At 57.6% G+C, this 15,129-nt stretch carries 14 protein-coding genes; 7 read left to right on the forward strand and 7 right to left on the reverse strand.

Annotation, left to right across the window (positions count from 1 at the left end):
• The first annotated feature begins 8 nt into the window (after positions 1-8).
• Positions 9-1,367 carry a glutathione-disulfide reductase gene (gene gorA / locus ACYZUC_RS04140; RefSeq protein ID WP_461993784.1) on the forward strand — a complete coding sequence of 453 codons (1,359 nt, stop codon included), beginning with the start codon at positions 9-11 and terminating at the stop codon, positions 1,365-1,367.
• Here gorA and ACYZUC_RS04145 read toward each other — a convergent pair.
• Positions 1,364-2,374: a DNA-binding protein gene (locus ACYZUC_RS04145; RefSeq protein WP_226299464.1), complete on the reverse strand. Its 1,011-nt coding sequence runs from the start codon at positions 2,372-2,374 to the stop codon at positions 1,364-1,366. The two genes, gorA and ACYZUC_RS04145, sit on opposite strands and share 4 nt — an antisense overlap.
• Before the next feature lie 178 nt (positions 2,375-2,552).
• On the opposite strand from ACYZUC_RS04145, the gene ACYZUC_RS04150 reads away from it, so the two are divergent.
• From ACYZUC_RS04150 to ahpF, 3 genes are all read left to right on the forward strand, one after another.
• Entirely contained in the window at positions 2,553-3,491 is a 939-nt protein-coding gene (locus ACYZUC_RS04150) for a site-specific integrase (protein ID WP_461993786.1), read from the forward strand.
• Between the two features lie 138 nt (positions 3,492-3,629).
• The gene (gene ahpC / locus ACYZUC_RS04155; RefSeq protein ID WP_007975937.1) at positions 3,630-4,193 is read left to right on the forward strand and encodes an alkyl hydroperoxide reductase subunit C; all 564 of its coding nucleotides are present in this window, start codon (positions 3,630-3,632) and stop codon (positions 4,191-4,193) included.
• 142 nt (positions 4,194-4,335) lie between these two features.
• Positions 4,336-5,901 carry an alkyl hydroperoxide reductase subunit F gene (gene ahpF, locus ACYZUC_RS04160; protein WP_008036882.1) on the forward strand — a complete coding sequence of 522 codons (1,566 nt, stop codon included), beginning with the start codon at positions 4,336-4,338 and terminating at the stop codon, positions 5,899-5,901.
• A gap of 132 nt (positions 5,902-6,033) precedes the next feature.
• Here the strand turns inward: ahpF and gloA are convergent, their stop codons facing one another.
• A complete protein-coding gene (gloA, locus tag ACYZUC_RS04165; RefSeq protein ID WP_461993789.1) occupies positions 6,034-6,555 on the reverse strand; it encodes a lactoylglutathione lyase in 522 nt (173 codons plus the stop codon).
• Between the two features lie 145 nt (positions 6,556-6,700).
• On the opposite strand from gloA, the gene ACYZUC_RS04170 reads away from it, so the two are divergent.
• Positions 6,701-7,225 carry a DUF4946 domain-containing protein gene (locus ACYZUC_RS04170; protein ID WP_461993791.1) on the forward strand — a complete coding sequence of 175 codons (525 nt, stop codon included), beginning with the start codon at positions 6,701-6,703 and terminating at the stop codon, positions 7,223-7,225.
• 165 nt (positions 7,226-7,390) lie between these two features.
• Here ACYZUC_RS04170 and ACYZUC_RS04175 read toward each other — a convergent pair whose 3' ends face one another.
• From ACYZUC_RS04175 to ACYZUC_RS04185, 3 genes are all read right to left on the reverse strand, one after another.
• The gene (locus ACYZUC_RS04175) at positions 7,391-7,756 is read right to left on the reverse strand and encodes a histone-like nucleoid-structuring protein, MvaT/MvaU family (protein ID WP_008031084.1); all 366 of its coding nucleotides are present in this window, start codon (positions 7,754-7,756) and stop codon (positions 7,391-7,393) included.
• A gap of 233 nt (positions 7,757-7,989) precedes the next feature.
• On the reverse strand, positions 7,990-9,525 hold the full coding sequence (locus ACYZUC_RS04180; protein ID WP_461993794.1) for an EAL domain-containing protein: 1,536 nt from the start codon (positions 9,523-9,525) through the stop codon (positions 7,990-7,992).
• A 115-nt stretch (positions 9,526-9,640) separates the two neighbouring features.
• Positions 9,641-10,513 (reverse strand): LysR family transcriptional regulator, encoded by an 873-nt coding sequence (locus ACYZUC_RS04185; RefSeq protein ID WP_223552355.1) that lies wholly within the window; start codon positions 10,511-10,513, stop codon positions 9,641-9,643.
• Positions 10,514-10,591: 78 nt separating this feature from the next.
• Between ACYZUC_RS04185 and ACYZUC_RS04190 the strand changes: the two genes are divergently transcribed.
• Entirely contained in the window at positions 10,592-11,536 is a 945-nt protein-coding gene (locus ACYZUC_RS04190; RefSeq protein ID WP_461993796.1) for a DMT family transporter, read from the forward strand.
• Positions 11,537-11,788: 252 nt separating this feature from the next.
• Positions 11,789-12,865 (forward strand): 4-hydroxyphenylpyruvate dioxygenase, encoded by a 1,077-nt coding sequence (gene hppD / locus ACYZUC_RS04195; protein ID WP_461993798.1) that lies wholly within the window; start codon positions 11,789-11,791, stop codon positions 12,863-12,865.
• 83 nt (positions 12,866-12,948) lie between these two features.
• Here the strand turns inward: hppD and rarD are convergent, their stop codons facing one another.
• A complete protein-coding gene (gene rarD / locus ACYZUC_RS04200) occupies positions 12,949-13,836 on the reverse strand; it encodes an EamA family transporter RarD (RefSeq protein ID WP_461993799.1) in 888 nt (295 codons plus the stop codon).
• A gap of 195 nt (positions 13,837-14,031) precedes the next feature.
• The gene (locus tag ACYZUC_RS04205; protein ID WP_461993801.1) at positions 14,032-15,045 is read right to left on the reverse strand and encodes an aldo/keto reductase; all 1,014 of its coding nucleotides are present in this window, start codon (positions 15,043-15,045) and stop codon (positions 14,032-14,034) included.
• Positions 15,046-15,129: the final 84 nt, after the last annotated feature.

The following is a 15,129-nucleotide window of genomic DNA, read 5'->3' on the forward strand; positions in this document are numbered from 1 at the left end:
GATTGAAAATGGCCTACGATTTTGACCTTTATGTGATTGGCGCCGGTTCCGGCGGTGTGCGAGCGGCGCGTTTTGCGGCTGGTTTTGGTGCGAAAGTGGCCGTGGCCGAGAGCCGCTACCTGGGTGGTACGTGCGTGAACGTCGGCTGCGTGCCGAAGAAGTTGCTGGTCTACGGTGCGCACTTCGCCGAAGACTTCGAGCAATCTTCGGGATTTGGCTGGACGCCGGGTGAGGCGAAGTTTGATTGGGCGACGCTGATTGCCAACAAGGATCGCGAGATCAATCGCCTGAACGGCATCTATCGCAATCTGCTGGTCAACAGCGGTGTGACCTTGCATGAAGGTCACGCGAAGATCGTCGATCCTAATACGGTCGAGATTAATGGCGAGCGTTTCACTGCGAAGAACATCCTGATCGCCACGGGCGGCTGGCCGCAGATTCCGGAGATTCCGGGGCATGAACACGCGATCAGCTCCAACCAGGCATTCTTCCTCAAAGAGCTGCCAAAACGTGTGCTGGTTGTCGGTGGCGGTTACATCGCCGTTGAGTTCGCCGGTATTTTCCACGGTCTGGGCGCCGAAACCACCTTGCTTTATCGCGGTGACCTGTTCCTGCGCGGTTTCGACGGCGCGGTGCGCAAGCATTTGCAGGAAGAGCTGACCAAACGTGGCATGGACCTGCAATTCAATGCCGACATCGAGCGCATTGAAAAGCTCGCCGACGGTAGCCTGAAGGCTACGCTCAAGGACGGTCGCGAACTGGAGGCGGATTGCGTGTTCTACGCCACAGGGCGGCGTCCGATGCTGGACAACCTGGGGCTGGAAAACACTGGGGTCAAGCTCGACAAGAAAGGCTTCGTTGAGGTCGATGAGCAATACCAGACCGCCGAACCGTCGATTCTCGCGCTGGGCGATGTGATCGGCCGGGTTCAGCTCACGCCGGTTGCGCTGGCTGAAGGCATGGCCGTTGCGCGTCGCTTGTTCAAGCCTGAGCAGTATCGCCCGGTGGATTACAAGATGATCCCGACGGCCGTGTTCAGCTTGCCGAACATCGGCACAGTCGGCCTCACGGAAGAAGAGGCTCGCGAGGCCGGCCATGACGTGGTGATCTTCGAAAGCCGTTTCCGCCCGATGAAGCTGACCCTGACCGAATGTCAGGAACGCACGCTGATGAAGCTCGTGGTGGACGGCAAAACCGACAAGGTGTTGGGTTGCCACATGGTCGGGCCGGATGCCGGCGAGATCGTGCAAGGTCTGGCGATTGCCTTGAAGGCGGGTGCTACCAAGCGCGACTTCGACGAAACCATCGGCGTGCACCCGACGGCCGCCGAAGAGTTCGTCACCATGCGTACACCGGTCGCGGGTTAATCGGCCTTGGCTGCGTCTGGCGCTGTCGCAATGACCGCTGCCAGGCGCACGCTTTCATCGAGACTCGCCTGAGTCTTCAGTAATTCAATTTCCAGCGCTTTGTTTATCTGCGACTGCTCCTCGACGTTCTGCTTCAGCGACTGGCTCTCCAGCAGTGCTGCGCGCAGGCGTTCCTGGAGGAGGGTGCGTTCGCTGTCGATCCGGTTGACCTGTTCCAGCAGTTGATCCTGGCGGGTATGGGTGTGCTTGAGTTGTTCCTGCAACAGGCTCAACTCGCGCAATGTGCCACGGTTTTCGGTCAGCAGGCGCTCGTTGTCGCGATGCAGTTGGGTAATTTCATCCTGACGCACCAGGGCGCTTTGCTGGGCCTGGCGCAACTCCATCTGAATCTGCTGCACCTGGCCTTCATGGCGGCTTTGTTCCTGCTCGCGCTGCTCTTTGACGGCGTTGCGATAGTGCTCAAGTGCATCACGGGCGTGCAGGTGCTTTTCCTCAAGGGAACGGATCTGCTCGTCCTTGTCCTGCAAGCGCAACTCAAAATCGGCAAGCGCCTGGTTCATTCCGGCGTTACGGGTTTGCTCGGTCTGCAGCATCGACAGGGTGTTTTGCAGGGTGTCGGACTCCTGCGTCAGCGCCAGGGTTTGAATCTCGTACTGCTGCTGCAATTCGCTGTTGGCTTCCTGGGCGTCTGTCAGCTGGCTTTCCAGGTCTTTTCGTTGCTGTTCGAACTGCGCGCGTGCCTGATCGATGGGTTCCTGCGCCTGCTCTTTGAGCCGTTGCGCAAGGCGCGAGACCAGTCCTGCCAGCTCGTCATCGATGGGTTCGGAGGAGGGCGCTACCGGCTCGGCGCCGTCATCCAGCTCCTTCAAGTACCGGTGAATAGTGGTTTTCGAGCCGGTATTGCCCATTTCGATGCGTACAGCGTCGATGCTGGGGTTTTCACCGCGAGCCAGAATTGCCAAGCGTGCCGCTTGCACCACTGCTTTGTTTACACCGCCGCGTGCCATGAACTCTCCTACGATTTCGTACTGTGGTACATACCACCAAAGTACACAATGTACCATGCCAACAAACAACATTAAATACGCGAAGTACTCACGCGGGATATACTGGTATTACCCAATGTGATGCGCTTTGGCGCGGCTTTTCAGCCAAGAAATCAGTACGCCTTCGAGAAGTAAGCCCATGAGCGATCTGGATCGTTACCTGCAAGCCGCCACGCGCGATAACACTCGCCGAAGCTACCGGGCGGCCATCGAACATTTCGAAGTCGGTTGGGGCGGGTTTCTGCCGGCCACGGCCGACAGCGTTGCGCGCTATCTGGTGGCGTATGCGGGTGAGTTATCGATCAATACGTTGAAACTGCGGTTGTCGGCGCTGGCACAGTGGCACAACAGTCAGGGATTTGCCGATCCGACCAAGGCGCCCGTCGTGCGCAAAGTCTTCAAAGGCATTCGCGCTCTGCATCCGGCACAAGAGAAGCAGGCTGAGCCATTGCAGCTTCAGCATCTGGAGCAAGTGGTTGCCTGGCTTGAACAGGAGGCACAAACCGCGAAATCAAAAGACGACCGACCGGCGCTGTTAAGAGCCCGGCGCGATAGGGCGCTGATCTTGCTGGGATTCTGGCGCGGTTTCCGTAGCGACGAGTTATGCCGCCTGCAAATTGAACACGTACAGGCCAGTGCCGGTTCAGGCATCACCCTGTATCTGCCACGCAGCAAGAGCGACCGCGAAAACCTTGGCAAGACTTACCAGACGCCGGCGTTGCAGCGATTGTGTCCGGTGCAGGCCTACATCGACTGGATGACCGAGGCCGCATTGGTGCGCGGGCCGGTGTTCCGTGGCATCGACCGCTGGGGCCATTTGAGCGAAGAGGGCTTGCACGCCAACAGCATCATCCCGTTATTGCGCCAGGCACTGGAGCGCGCCGGCATTGCGTCCGAGCACTACACCAGCCATTCGTTGCGACGGGGTTTTGCCACGTGGGCCCATCAAAGCGGTTGGGATTTGAAATCGCTGATGAGTTACGTCGGCTGGAAGGATATGAAATCGGCCATGCGTTACGTAGAAGCCAGTCCGTTTCTGGGGATGACGCGGATTTCGGAAAAGCCGTTGGCGCCCTAGATACCTTTTCCTTCTATTAATACTGTCTGCTAATAGCGAAAACCAATCAGCAGCATGAGGTTTGCCAATGAGCCATCCGTCCGTCGAGTGGGTAGAGTTCACTCCATCAACTTCTTAACCCCTGACGGAGAGTCAACGATGCCTATCATCAACAGCCAAGTTAAACCATTCAAAGCTGACGCATTCAAAAACGGCGACTTCGTAAAAGTCTCGGACGCTGACCTGAAAGGCAAGTGGTCGGTTGTGTTCTTCTACCCAGCAGACTTCACCTTCGTTTGCCCGACCGAACTGGAAGACCTGGCTGACAACTACGACGCGTTCCAGAAACTGGGCGTCGAGATCTACAGCGTTTCCACTGACACCCATTTTGCCCACGCTGCCTGGCACAACACTTCGCCAGCCATCGGCAAAATCCAGTACACCATGATCGGCGACCCGACCCACGCCATCTCCCGCAACTTCGACGTACTGATCGAAGAAGCTGGTCTGGCTGACCGTGGCACCTTCGTGATCAACCCAGAAGGCCAGATCAAAATCGTTGAACTGAACGATGGCGGCGTTGGCCGTGACGCTTCCGAGCTGCTGCGCAAAATCAAGGCTGCCCAGTACGTTGCTGCTCACCCAGGTCAGGTTTGCCCAGCCAAGTGGAAAGAAGGCGAGGCCACTCTGGCTCCGTCCCTGGACCTGGTCGGCAAGATCTAAGTCTGTGAAAGCATCATCAGGGCGGGGTTCCGCACCTAAGTAAGCTGCAACCGCCCAATAGAAAAGCCCGGGCGAAGGTCGCTCGGGCTTTTTTTCGCCTCAAGAAAGCCTTCGTCTCAAGAAAACAAAGGAAATCGCCCGTATGTTGGACGCCAATCTTAAAGCCCAGTTGAAATCGTACCTGGAACGGGTCACCCAACCGATCGAGATCGTTGCATCCCTCGACGACGGTGCGAAATCCCGGGAAATGCTCGAACTGCTGAAAGATGTTGCCAGTCTTTCCAGCCAAATTACTTTGCTCGACAACGGTGACGACACGCGTAAACCATCGTTCTCGATCAACCGCCCCGGTGCCGACATCAACCTGCGTTTCGCCGGCATCCCGATGGGCCATGAATTTACCTCGCTGGTGCTGGCCCTGCTGCAAGTCGGTGGCCACCCTTCGAAAGCCAGTGCGGAAGTGATCGAACAGATCCGCTCGCTCAAAGGCCAGTTCAGCTTCGAGACTTACTTCTCGCTGTCCTGCCAGAACTGCCCGGACGTCGTTCAAGCGCTGAACCTGATGGCTGTGCTCAACCCGAACATCCGACACGTCGCTATCGACGGCGCGTTGTTCCAGGCCGAAGTCGATGATCGCAAGATCATGGCCGTGCCAAGCATTTACCTGAACGGCGAGATTTTCGGCCAGGGCCGTATGGGCCTGGAAGAAATCCTCGCCAAGATCGACACCAGCGGCGCCGAGCGTCAGGCCGAGAAAATCAGCGCCAAAGAAGCCTTTGACGTGCTGGTGGTCGGCGGTGGCCCGGCCGGTGCTTCGGCAGCGATCTACGCGGCCCGTAAAGGCATTCGCACCGGTGTGGCGGCTGAGCGTTTTGGTGGGCAGGTGCTGGACACCATGGCCATCGAGAACTTCATCTCCGTGCAGGAGACCGAAGGGCCGAAACTGGCCAGCGCGCTCGAAGAGCACGTCAAGCAATACGACGTCGATATCATGAACCTGCAACGGGCCACCGCGCTGATCCCGGCGAAGAACCCCGGCGAGTTGCACGAGGTTCGCTTCGAAAGTGGCGCGACCCTCAAGACCAAGGCACTGATCCTCGCCACCGGCGCCCGCTGGCGTGAAATGGGCGTGCCGGGCGAGCAGGAATACAAAGCCAAAGGCGTGTGCTTCTGCCCGCACTGCGACGGCCCGCTGTTCAAAGGCAAGCGCGTAGCGGTGATCGGCGGCGGTAACTCCGGCGTTGAAGCGGCGATCGATCTGGCCGGTATTGTCAGCCACGTCACGCTGCTGGAATTCGACAGCAAGCTGCGCGCCGATGCGGTGTTGCAACGCAAGTTGTTCAGCCTGCCCAACGTCGATGTCATCACCAGCGCACTGACCAGTGAAGTGAAGGGTGACGGCCAGAAGGTGACCGGCCTGGTCTACAAGGATCGCGATTCGGGTGAGTTCAACACGGTGAACCTTGAAGGTATCTTCGTGCAGATCGGTCTGCTGCCCAACACCGACTGGCTCAAAGGCACCATCGAGTTGTCGCCTCGCGGCGAGATCATCGTCGATGCCCGTGGTGAAACCTCGATGCCGGGCGTGTTCGCCGCCGGTGACGTGACGACCGTGCCGTACAAGCAGATCGTGATTGCGGTAGGCGAGGGCGCCAAGGCTTCCCTGAGCGCATTCGATCACTTGATCCGGACATCGGCCCCGGCATAAACCGGACGCTGAAAACACAAAACCCTGTAGGAGCAGAGCTTGCTCGCGAAGGCGGTGTGTCAGTCAATAGATATGCAGACTGACACACCGCCTTCGCGAGCAAGCTCTGCTCCTACAGGGACGTGGTGATGTTTACAGTGGCGCTGGCTGGATGATCTCGACCCAGTAAGCATCCGGGTCTTTGATGAATGCCAGGCTCTTCATGCGGCCGTCGTTCAGGCGCTTCTGGAAATCGCAGCCCAGCGCTTCGAAGCGTTCGCATGCTGCAACGATGTCCGGCACCGAGATGCAGATATGGCCGAAACCGCGCGGGTCGGTGTTGCCGTTGTGATAGGCGAAATCAGCATCGTTTTCGGTGCCGTGGTTGTGGGTCAACTCAAGGATGCCAGGGATCGATTTCATCCATTGGGTGCGCGCAGCGGCATCGGACGGGATCTGGTTCTTGTCGACCAGCGCCAGGAAATACAGGCTGAACTCGGCTTCCGGGAAGTCGCGCTTTTCCACCAGCGAGAAACCGAGGATCCGCGTGTAGAAATCCAGGGACTTGGTGATGTCTTTGACCCGCAGCATTGTGTGGTTGAACACGAAGTTCTGCGTCGCGGTGTCAGGTTGGGCGGTGACGCCTGGGAAGGTGTTCAATTCGTGCAGGCTCATGGGCCCTCCGGAAAATAAGTGGGGCTAACGAATGACGCCAATGATACGCAAGGGCGCAGGCATCACCAAACCCAAACCACCCGCTATTGCCTGACAGGCGGACGAGGCTCAGACTTTATCGCTCAATCCGTGAGTGTTCATTGCAATGATCCGATCCTGTAAATCGCTGTTCGTTCTGATTTTCCTGTTGTCAGGCGTTACCTGTGCTCATGCGGATGCGCCGATCGTGACCTGGCCAGATGGCTGGGAAGTCGAAGCGACCCCGCCAGATCAGGCCACGCCTCAGGTTTCCCGGCAGCGCGCGGTGAAAAACGATCAGGGCGGTACGCCGTTGATGGTGATGGAGTTGACCATGACGCCAGTGGAAAGCGGTCATCAGGTCAATCTGCAAGGCGTGCTGCTGGAGATGCGCAAGTCCGTGCAGAAGGACTTCTTTCAGGGCGGCTATCAAAGCGTGTGCAACAAAATCCATCCGGCAACGTTGAGCCGCCTGGCGGCACTGGAAACTACCTGCACCATTACGCAGAACGGACGCCATGTGCTCTCGCAAACATTGGTCGCGGCGGTGGATGCCGATAAGGCTTATGTTCTTTCGTACGCAGGGCAGGCAGAGGCTTACAAGGCAAGCCTGGGTGAAATAGAGGCTGCTCGTAACAGCTTGAAACTTTAGATAACGGTTTGCGCGGTCGTGCATTTCGCAATGTTTAGATACCCAAAGGGATTAAGCACGAAGTTAGTCGATAAGTAGCGAATTGATCGATTTCAATCGTTGCATTTAACAGGTATCCATAAAAAAGCCCTGCTTGATGCAGGGCTTTTTTGTCACCGCGAGTGCTTAGCCGCGAAGCCAGGAGTCAACGGTGGAGGCACCGTATTGTTCCTTCCAGGCTTTCAGGCCGCGGTGGTTGCCGCCCTTGGTTTCAATCAGTTCACCGGTGTGCGGATTCTGATAAACCTTGACCACGCGAGCGCGGCGGGTTTTCGGCGCGGCGGCCTGCTGCAGACCGGATTTTGCCGGGTTCGGATCGAGAATGGCGATGATGTCGCGCAAGCTCTTGCCGTAGGTTTTCATCAGCCCCTGGAGCTTTTCTTCGAATTCGATTTCTTTCTTGAGCCCGGCATCGTTCTTCAGGGATTCCAGCTGCTTGAGCTGCTCTTGAAGGGCTTTTTCAGCTGCACGAAATTCAGCGAGTCTGGACAATATCTTTACTCCAATAGTGTGTTTGGCTGAGACCAACCGCAAACAAAGCTATAAGCCAAGAGCCTTGTAGCGACTCGGTGATAGTGGCTCACCTGCCAATTTATAGCAGGCATGAAAAATTGTAGTAGTTAATGGGCAAAGAGTAAATCCTGACTTTTTCTTCATGTAACGAGAGTAGTATTTTGATTCAAATTGGTGCGCAAAGCCGTTGTCCCGTCGCTTAATGCCGTTAGTTAATGGTGACTTAATGCATTAATGAAGTCTTCACCGGGCATCGGTCGGCCGAACAGATAACCTTGCAGAAAGTTCACGCCATGGGCGGTGAGGTAATCACTTTGCTCTTCGGTTTCCACACCTTCGGCGACGATGCCCAGATCGAGCTTGGCCGAGAGTTCGATGATGGTGTCCAGAATGTGTCGGGAGAGGGCGTCAACGCCAATCATGGCAACAAAACTCTGGTCGATTTTCAGGAAGTCGACATTGAACTGGCGCAGATAACCCAGGCTTGAATGACCGGTGCCGAAGTCATCGATGGCGATCATCACGCCCAACGCGTGAAGTTGCTCGAACAATTGCAGCGTGATGGCGGTGGGTTCGATCAGTTCACGCTCGGTCAGCTCCAACACCAGGTGAATGGAGCCCGGCGCAAAGTTGCCCAGAAATGCCCGGCAATCCTCGACCAGTTCCAGGTTCTTGCAGTGGCTGGCAGTGATGTTGATGCCCACGTGAAACGGGCTTTCGAATGAGGTCGACAAGGGCGCCAGCAACGCGGCGGTTTGCTGCATTAAAGAGCGAGTCATGGGCACGATAAGCCCGGAGTGTTCGGCGAACGGAATAAACAGATCGGGACGCACCAGGCCTTCCTTCGGGTGCTTCCAGCGCATCAGCACTTCGGCGCCTGACCATTTCTTGCTGTCGCCATGAACCACCGGCTGAAAGTACGGAACGAACTCCGCGGCTTCCAGTGCTCGCTGTAGTTCATGGCTCGGCGACGAAGAGCGCTTCTGCACAAAGTGCCCGATGGAACCTGACACCACGCCGAAAAAGATCAACAAGCTGAACAGCGGCGGATATTCGCTACTCATGTAGCGCCACGTTTCGCCTTCGGGAAATCCGGCTGTTACAGAGAACGCGTAGCGCGAGGAACCGAGAATGGTTTGCGCCACGGGCAAGGTGGGGAGGGGGTCTTGATGGAACTGGCCATCGGCGGTCAGCCAATGGGGGCCGACTTGCAGCATCAGTATTGTCGAGCGGCCGATCATGCGCAGTACGTTGCTCAAGTGATAACCGTCAAGCGTGCTCAGCGCGCCCTTTTTTCCTTCGCCGATGCGGTACACCAACACCGCGGTATCGGGCGTGACCAGATTGCCTTTCATCAGTTGCAACGTGCCGTTGCTGTAGTCGCCCGCCTCGATTTTTTCGCGGAAGTCGCCGAACAAAGAACTGCAGTAATTGATGTCGTCCCACACCAGATTGGTCGAACGCACAAACGGACGGCGGGTAACTTGCTCGCGTAAGGCCAGATTGACGTCAATACAACTTTTCCCGGCCAGCGGCAGCAATTCGCGTGCAGCCTGCGCGGTGTTGTCGAGCATCAGTTCGAATTGGCGGATGGCTTCTTCGGCGGTCAGTCGGGTGCTTTGCTCAAGCGCGCGCTCAGCTTGCAGGTAAAGAATGGCGAACCCGAGCAACATCGGGAGCAAACCACTCAATACGTTGACAATAATCCGTCTGCCGCGTTGGCGGCGGGTTTTTACAGTCAATGGCATTTGCGAAACCTGTAGCGATGAAATAGGGCTCTCAAATGCAGGCAGGACAACGGCACGCCTCCCCAAAAGAGTTCGGTCAGAGGCCATGATAGTTGGCCTTTGCGGCTTATGCCGCTCAACGGTAGGCCAGACTTGTGGCCAGTTTGATAAAGGCCAGTGCCGCCGGTGAACTCTGGCGTTGGTCGAGCACGGCCAGGCCGACCTGGCGTGCGATCGCTGGCGATAGCGGTTTTTTCAGGTAGCGGTCGTCGTGATGCGTGGGCAGCGAGCCTTCGGCGACCACGGTCAGGGCATCGCCCCGGCCAACGGTATCCAGCGTGCTGAGCAGCTGCGAGCAGCGATAACGGATGTTAGGCGTCAACCGCGCGGCACTGAACAAACGGGACACCAGCTCCGAAGAGCCGGCCTCGGTCAGTACGAACGGGTCGTGACACAAATCGCCCAAGGTCAGGCTGGCATGAGCCGCCAGCGGATGATGGGCGGGCAGCAACGCGACCATCTGGTCCTCGAACAACGCAAAGGTGTCGAAGCGCTCTTCGGGCAACACCACGAAGCCGATGTCGATGCGTCGCTCTTCCAGCCACTGAATCACCTGGCGGTCCGGGCCTTCATCAATGTGCACCTCGATGCCAGGGTGAGCGGCGCGGTAGTGCTGCAGGATCGTCGGCAACAACTTGATCGACGAGGTCGGGCCGAACGAGCCGATGCGCAATGTGCCGCGTTTCATGCCGCGGGCATCCGCCGCTTCCTGGCGCAAGGTGTTGGCCAGCCCGAGCATTGCCCGGGCGCGCAACAGCAGCTGTTGGCCGATGTCACTGAGTTCGACCTGAGACTGATGCCGCCGCAGCAGCTCGACGCCCAGTTCCTGTTCCAGCGACTTGAGGGCGTGAGACACCGCGGATTGAGAAATGCCCAGACGATTGGCCGCTGCCGTAAAGCCGTGAAGTTCGGCAACGAGCGAGAAGATCTCAAGCTGAGTGAGGGTCATGAGCTTTTACTCATTTTACGATGATCAGATATTAGATAAATGATACGCCATCGAATCGATTTGTCGTTCTGGAGACTTATGACTGCATATGAGCAAAGGCTGTCGGAGCCGTCCGATGTCGCGGTTTATTTCAAACTCGCGGCGGTCACCATGATTTGGGGCGGCACCTTCGTCGCGGGGCGGTTTCTGGCGGACAGCCTCAGCCCGTTGTTCGCCGCCAGCCTGCGTTTCTTGCTGGCCAGCGCGGCGCTGCTGCTGTTTTTGCTGCTCGCGCGCATTCCACTGGCCCGGCCGAGTCTTCGGCAATGGTTGCAACTGACACTGTTGGGCTTTTTCGGGATTTTTTTCTACAACCTGTGCTTCTTCTATGGCCTGCACTACATCAATGCCTCGCGGGCGTCATTGATCGTGGCGCTGAACCCGGCCGTGATCGGACTGGCTTCGTGGCTGCTGTTCAAAGAGCGTTTGAGTCGAGCGAAAGTCATCGGCATCGCGATCTGCATTGCCGGGGCAAGCCTGGTGATTGTCAGTCGTCATCCGCAGTTGCTGGCCGGTCAGGCGGATGCCTGGTTCGGTGATCTGTTGATTTTCGGCTGCGTGCTCGGTTGGGGCATTTATTCACTGTTCTCCAAGGATCTGAATCAAACCCTGGGGCCGGTGCAAACGGTGACGTATTCGATTTTGCTGGGCACGGTGATGCTCTGGGTGACCAGTGCCGTCAGGGGCGAGGTGAGTGTCGCGGCGCTGCTCAGCCTTGGCCCGCCGCAATGGTTGAGCCTGATGTATCTGGGCGTGTTGGGCTCGGCGCTGGCGTATATTGGCTATTACGACGGCCTGCGCAAAATCGGCGCGACCCGTTCCGGGGTGTTCATCGCCTTGAATCCGCTGACTGCTGTCATCCTGGGTGCGTTGCTGCTCGGCGAGCAATTGACCCTGACGATGTGTCTGGGCGGAGGGCTGATTCTGGCGGGGATTTTCCTCTGCAACAAACCCCTTGCGCGAGCAGGGAAAAAGGGGATTTGATACAGAAGGCGGACAAACCTATTTACGCTGTGTAGAATCCGGTTACGCATATAAGAATAAATGGCTTCTGGCAGCAGAAGCCTCGCCCGTAATAGCCTTGGGTCGACAATGAAGAGTTTTGGGTTTCAATTGATCTACGGTGACTTCCTCGCACGCAGCGTGCGGGGCATCTCCTGCGCGCCACCCGCCGGTCTCAGCATTGCCAGCAACTAACGATTCGTTAATTGACCAGAAAATGATGAGGCGCCGACCATGGCAGATTTATACGAAAACCCGATGGGCCTGATGGGCTTTGAATTCATTGAATTCGCATCGCCAACCCCGAACACGCTGGAGCCGATCTTCAAGATCATGGGCTTCACCAAAGTCGCGACCCACCGTTCCAAAGACGTGCACCTGTATCGCCAGGGCGCGATCAACCTGATCCTCAACAACGAACCTAACAGCGTCGCTTCGTACTTCGCGGCCGAGCACGGCCCGTCGGTGTGCGGCATGGCGTTCCGCGTCAAGGATTCGCAAAAGGCCTACAAGCGCGCACTGGAACTCGGCGCGCAGCCGATCCACATCGAAACCGGCCCGATGGAACTGCACCTGCCGGCGATCAAAGGCATCGGCGGCGCGCCGCTGTACCTGATCGACCGTTTCGGTGAAGGCAGCTCGATCTACGACATCGACTTCGTGTTCATCGAAGGCGTTGACCGCAACCCGGTCGGTGCCGGCCTGAAGATCATCGACCACCTGACTCACAACGTGTATCGCGGCCGCATGGCGTACTGGGCGAACTTCTACGAGAAGCTGTTCAACTTCCGTGAAATCCGCTACTTCGACATCAAGGGCGAATACACCGGCCTGACTTCCAAGGCGATGACCGCACCGGATGGCATGATCCGCATCCCGTTGAACGAAGAGTCCTCCAAGGGCGCCGGGCAGATCGAAGAGTTCCTGATGCAGTTCAACGGCGAGGGTATCCAGCACGTGGCGTTCCTCAGCGATGATCTGATCAAGACCTGGGATCACCTGAAAAGCATCGGCATGCGCTTCATGACCGCGCCACCGGAAACCTACTACGAAATGCTCGAAGGGCGTCTGCCGAACCACGGCGAACCGGTTGATCAACTGCAAGCGCGGGGCATTTTGCTGGACGGTTCGTCCGAGTCGGGCGACAAGCGTCTGCTGTTGCAGATCTTCTCGGAAACCCTGATGGGCCCGGTGTTCTTCGAATTCATCCAGCGTAAAGGCGATGACGGGTTCGGCGAGGGCAACTTCAAGGCGCTGTTCGAATCGATCGAGCGTGACCAGGTTCGTCGTGGTGTGCTCTCCACCGACTAAGCGCTTTAGATCCTTGTAGGAGCGAGGCTTGCCCGCGAAGTTTCTGGCGTTTTCGAAGACGCCTTCGCGAGCAAGCTTCGCTCCTACATGGAACCGCGTCTCTGTCGCATCATGTGCTTGAACCCTTCGAACATCAGCACCAGCACCGCCATCCAGATCGGAATGTAGGTCAGCCATTCCCCGGTCTTGATGCTTTCCCCGAGCAGCAACGCAACGCCAAGCAACAGCACCGGCTCGACGTAGCTCAACAGCCCGAACAGGCTGAAGGGCAACAGCCGGCTGGCGATGATGTAGATCACCAGCGCCGACGCACTGATCACGCCGAGAAGCGGGATCAACAGTGACAGCCACGGATGCTGATCAAACACATTGAAACCTTGCTCGCCGGTCTGTACGAACCAGAAGGCCACCGGCAGCATCAACGCCATGTCCAGCCACAAGCCACCGAGGTTGTCCGTCGCCAGACGCTTGCGCAGGATGAAATACGTTGGATAGCCGATGCATACCAGCAACGTAGCCCAGGAAAAACCACCGACCTGATACAGCTCGTTGATCACACCGAGGCAGGCAAAGAACACGGCAACTTTCTGTAGATAGGAGAGACGCTCACCGTAGGCGAGCCGTCCTGTCAGGACCATGGTCAGTGGCAACAGGAAATAGCCCAGCGACACATCAAGGCTGTAGCCGTTGAGCGGCGCCCACATGAACAGCCAGAGTTGCACGCCCAGCAGGGCCGAAGAGGCGATCAGGGCGGCAATCAGTTTCGGCTGGGCGATGGCTCGGCGAAAGAGCTCGACCACGCGCTTCCATTCGCTGGACACCACCATGAACACGGTCATGCACGGCACTGTCAGCAGCATGCGCCAGCCAAAAATTTCCACACCGCTCAATGGGCTGAGCAGTGAGGTGTAGTAATACATGACGGCAAACAGCACAGAGGCCGAAACCGATAGAGCGATACCTTTAGACAAACTGTCCTCGCGAAGTTGAACGTGAAACGGGGTGCGGAGGATACGTGGTTTTCGCGATGAATATTGACCAACCGATCAACACCGACCCATTGTGGGAGCGGGCGTGCTCGCGAAGACGGTTTATCAGCCAACATCAATGTTGAATGTGAAACTACCTTCGCGAGCAAGCCCGCTCCCACATTGGATTGTGTTGATTCAGGCGTTGCGCGGTTTACGGCCCGACACGAAATGGCTCACATCATTGAACCCCGGCGTGGACGCATGCCCCGGTGTCACCAGCGAGTCGATAAACGCTTCATCCTGCGCCGTGATCTTCACCGCCTGCGCCTTAGTGTAGGCATCCCATTGCTCTTCGGTACGCGGCCCGACAATGGCCGAGGTGACGGCGCTGTTGTTAAGCACCCAGGCAATCGCGAACTCGACGATGCCGACACCGCGATCTTGCGTGTATTGCTGGATCTGCTGGGCGATGCGCAGGGATTCGACGCGCCATTCAGTTTCCAGAATACGTTTGTCGGCGCGCCCGGCGCGGCTGTTGGCATCCGGTTTTACATCCGGCACATATTTGCCGCTGAGTACGCCGCGCGCCAGAGGGCTGTAAGGCACAACGCCCAAGCCGTAGTTCTGCGCGGCGGTGATCTGTTCGGTTTCGGCCTGACGATTGACGATGTTGTACAGCGGCTGGCTGATGACAGGGCGGTCGACACCCAGTTTGTCGGCCACACGAATGACCTCGGCGATGCGCCAGCCACGGTAGTTCGACAACCCCCAGTTGCGGATTTTGCCCTGGCGAATCAGGTCGCCGATGGCCGACACCGTCACTTCCAGCGGCGTGTTGTGGTCTTCGCGGTGCAGGTAATAAAGGTCGACGTAGTCGGTGCCCAGGCGCGTGAGGCTGGCATCGATGCCATTGAAAATGTGCTTGCGGCTCAGGCCGCTGCGGTTCGGCACACCGTCCACCGGGCCGAAACCGACTTTGGTGGCGAGCACCCATTCGTGGCGGTTGCCGGCGATCGCTTCGCCGACGATCTCTTCAGAGCGACCGTTGGTGTAGACGTCGGCGGTGTCGATGAAGTTGATGCCCTGGTCCCAGGCCTTGTCGATGATCCGCAGGGAATCTTCGGTGCTGGTCTGTTCGCCGAACATCATGGTCCCCAGGGTCAGGGTGGACACCTGCAATCCCGAGTGACCCAGCGTGCGGTAGCTCATGACGAAATCCTTTTACCAGTGGGAAAGGCTCAATCAAATACCAGAACAACTGTCGGGGGCAAACGTAAATTTTTGACTTTGTAG

This window comes from Pseudomonas sp. GT1P32 (genome assembly GCF_054897805.1).

Excerpts from the sequence above, each read along its gene's own strand:
- ahpC (WP_007975937.1), top strand. The coding sequence starts at position 3,630 with ATGCCTATCATCAACAGCCAAGTTAAACCATTCAAAGCTGACGCATTC.
- ACYZUC_RS04170 (WP_461993791.1), top strand. The coding sequence starts at position 6,701 with ATGATCCGATCCTGTAAATCGCTGTTCGTTCTGATTTTCCTGTTGTCA.
- ACYZUC_RS04190 (WP_461993796.1), top strand. The coding sequence starts at position 10,592 with ATGACTGCATATGAGCAAAGGCTGTCGGAGCCGTCCGATGTCGCGGTT.
- ahpF (WP_008036882.1), top strand. The coding sequence starts at position 4,336 with ATGTTGGACGCCAATCTTAAAGCCCAGTTGAAATCGTACCTGGAACGG.
- gloA (WP_461993789.1), bottom strand. The coding sequence starts at position 6,555 with ATGAGCCTGCACGAATTGAACACCTTCCCAGGCGTCACCGCCCAACCT.
- hppD (WP_461993798.1), top strand. The coding sequence starts at position 11,789 with ATGGCAGATTTATACGAAAACCCGATGGGCCTGATGGGCTTTGAATTC.
- ACYZUC_RS04205 (WP_461993801.1), bottom strand. The coding sequence starts at position 15,045 with ATGAGCTACCGCACGCTGGGTCACTCGGGATTGCAGGTGTCCACCCTG.
- gorA (WP_461993784.1), top strand. The coding sequence starts at position 9 with ATGGCCTACGATTTTGACCTTTATGTGATTGGCGCCGGTTCCGGCGGT.
- ACYZUC_RS04180 (WP_461993794.1), bottom strand. The coding sequence starts at position 9,525 with ATGCCATTGACTGTAAAAACCCGCCGCCAACGCGGCAGACGGATTATT.
- ACYZUC_RS04145 (WP_226299464.1), bottom strand. The coding sequence starts at position 2,374 with ATGGCACGCGGCGGTGTAAACAAAGCAGTGGTGCAAGCGGCACGCTTG.
- ACYZUC_RS04150 (WP_461993786.1), top strand. The coding sequence starts at position 2,553 with ATGAGCGATCTGGATCGTTACCTGCAAGCCGCCACGCGCGATAACACT.
- ACYZUC_RS04185 (WP_223552355.1), bottom strand. The coding sequence starts at position 10,513 with ATGACCCTCACTCAGCTTGAGATCTTCTCGCTCGTTGCCGAACTTCAC.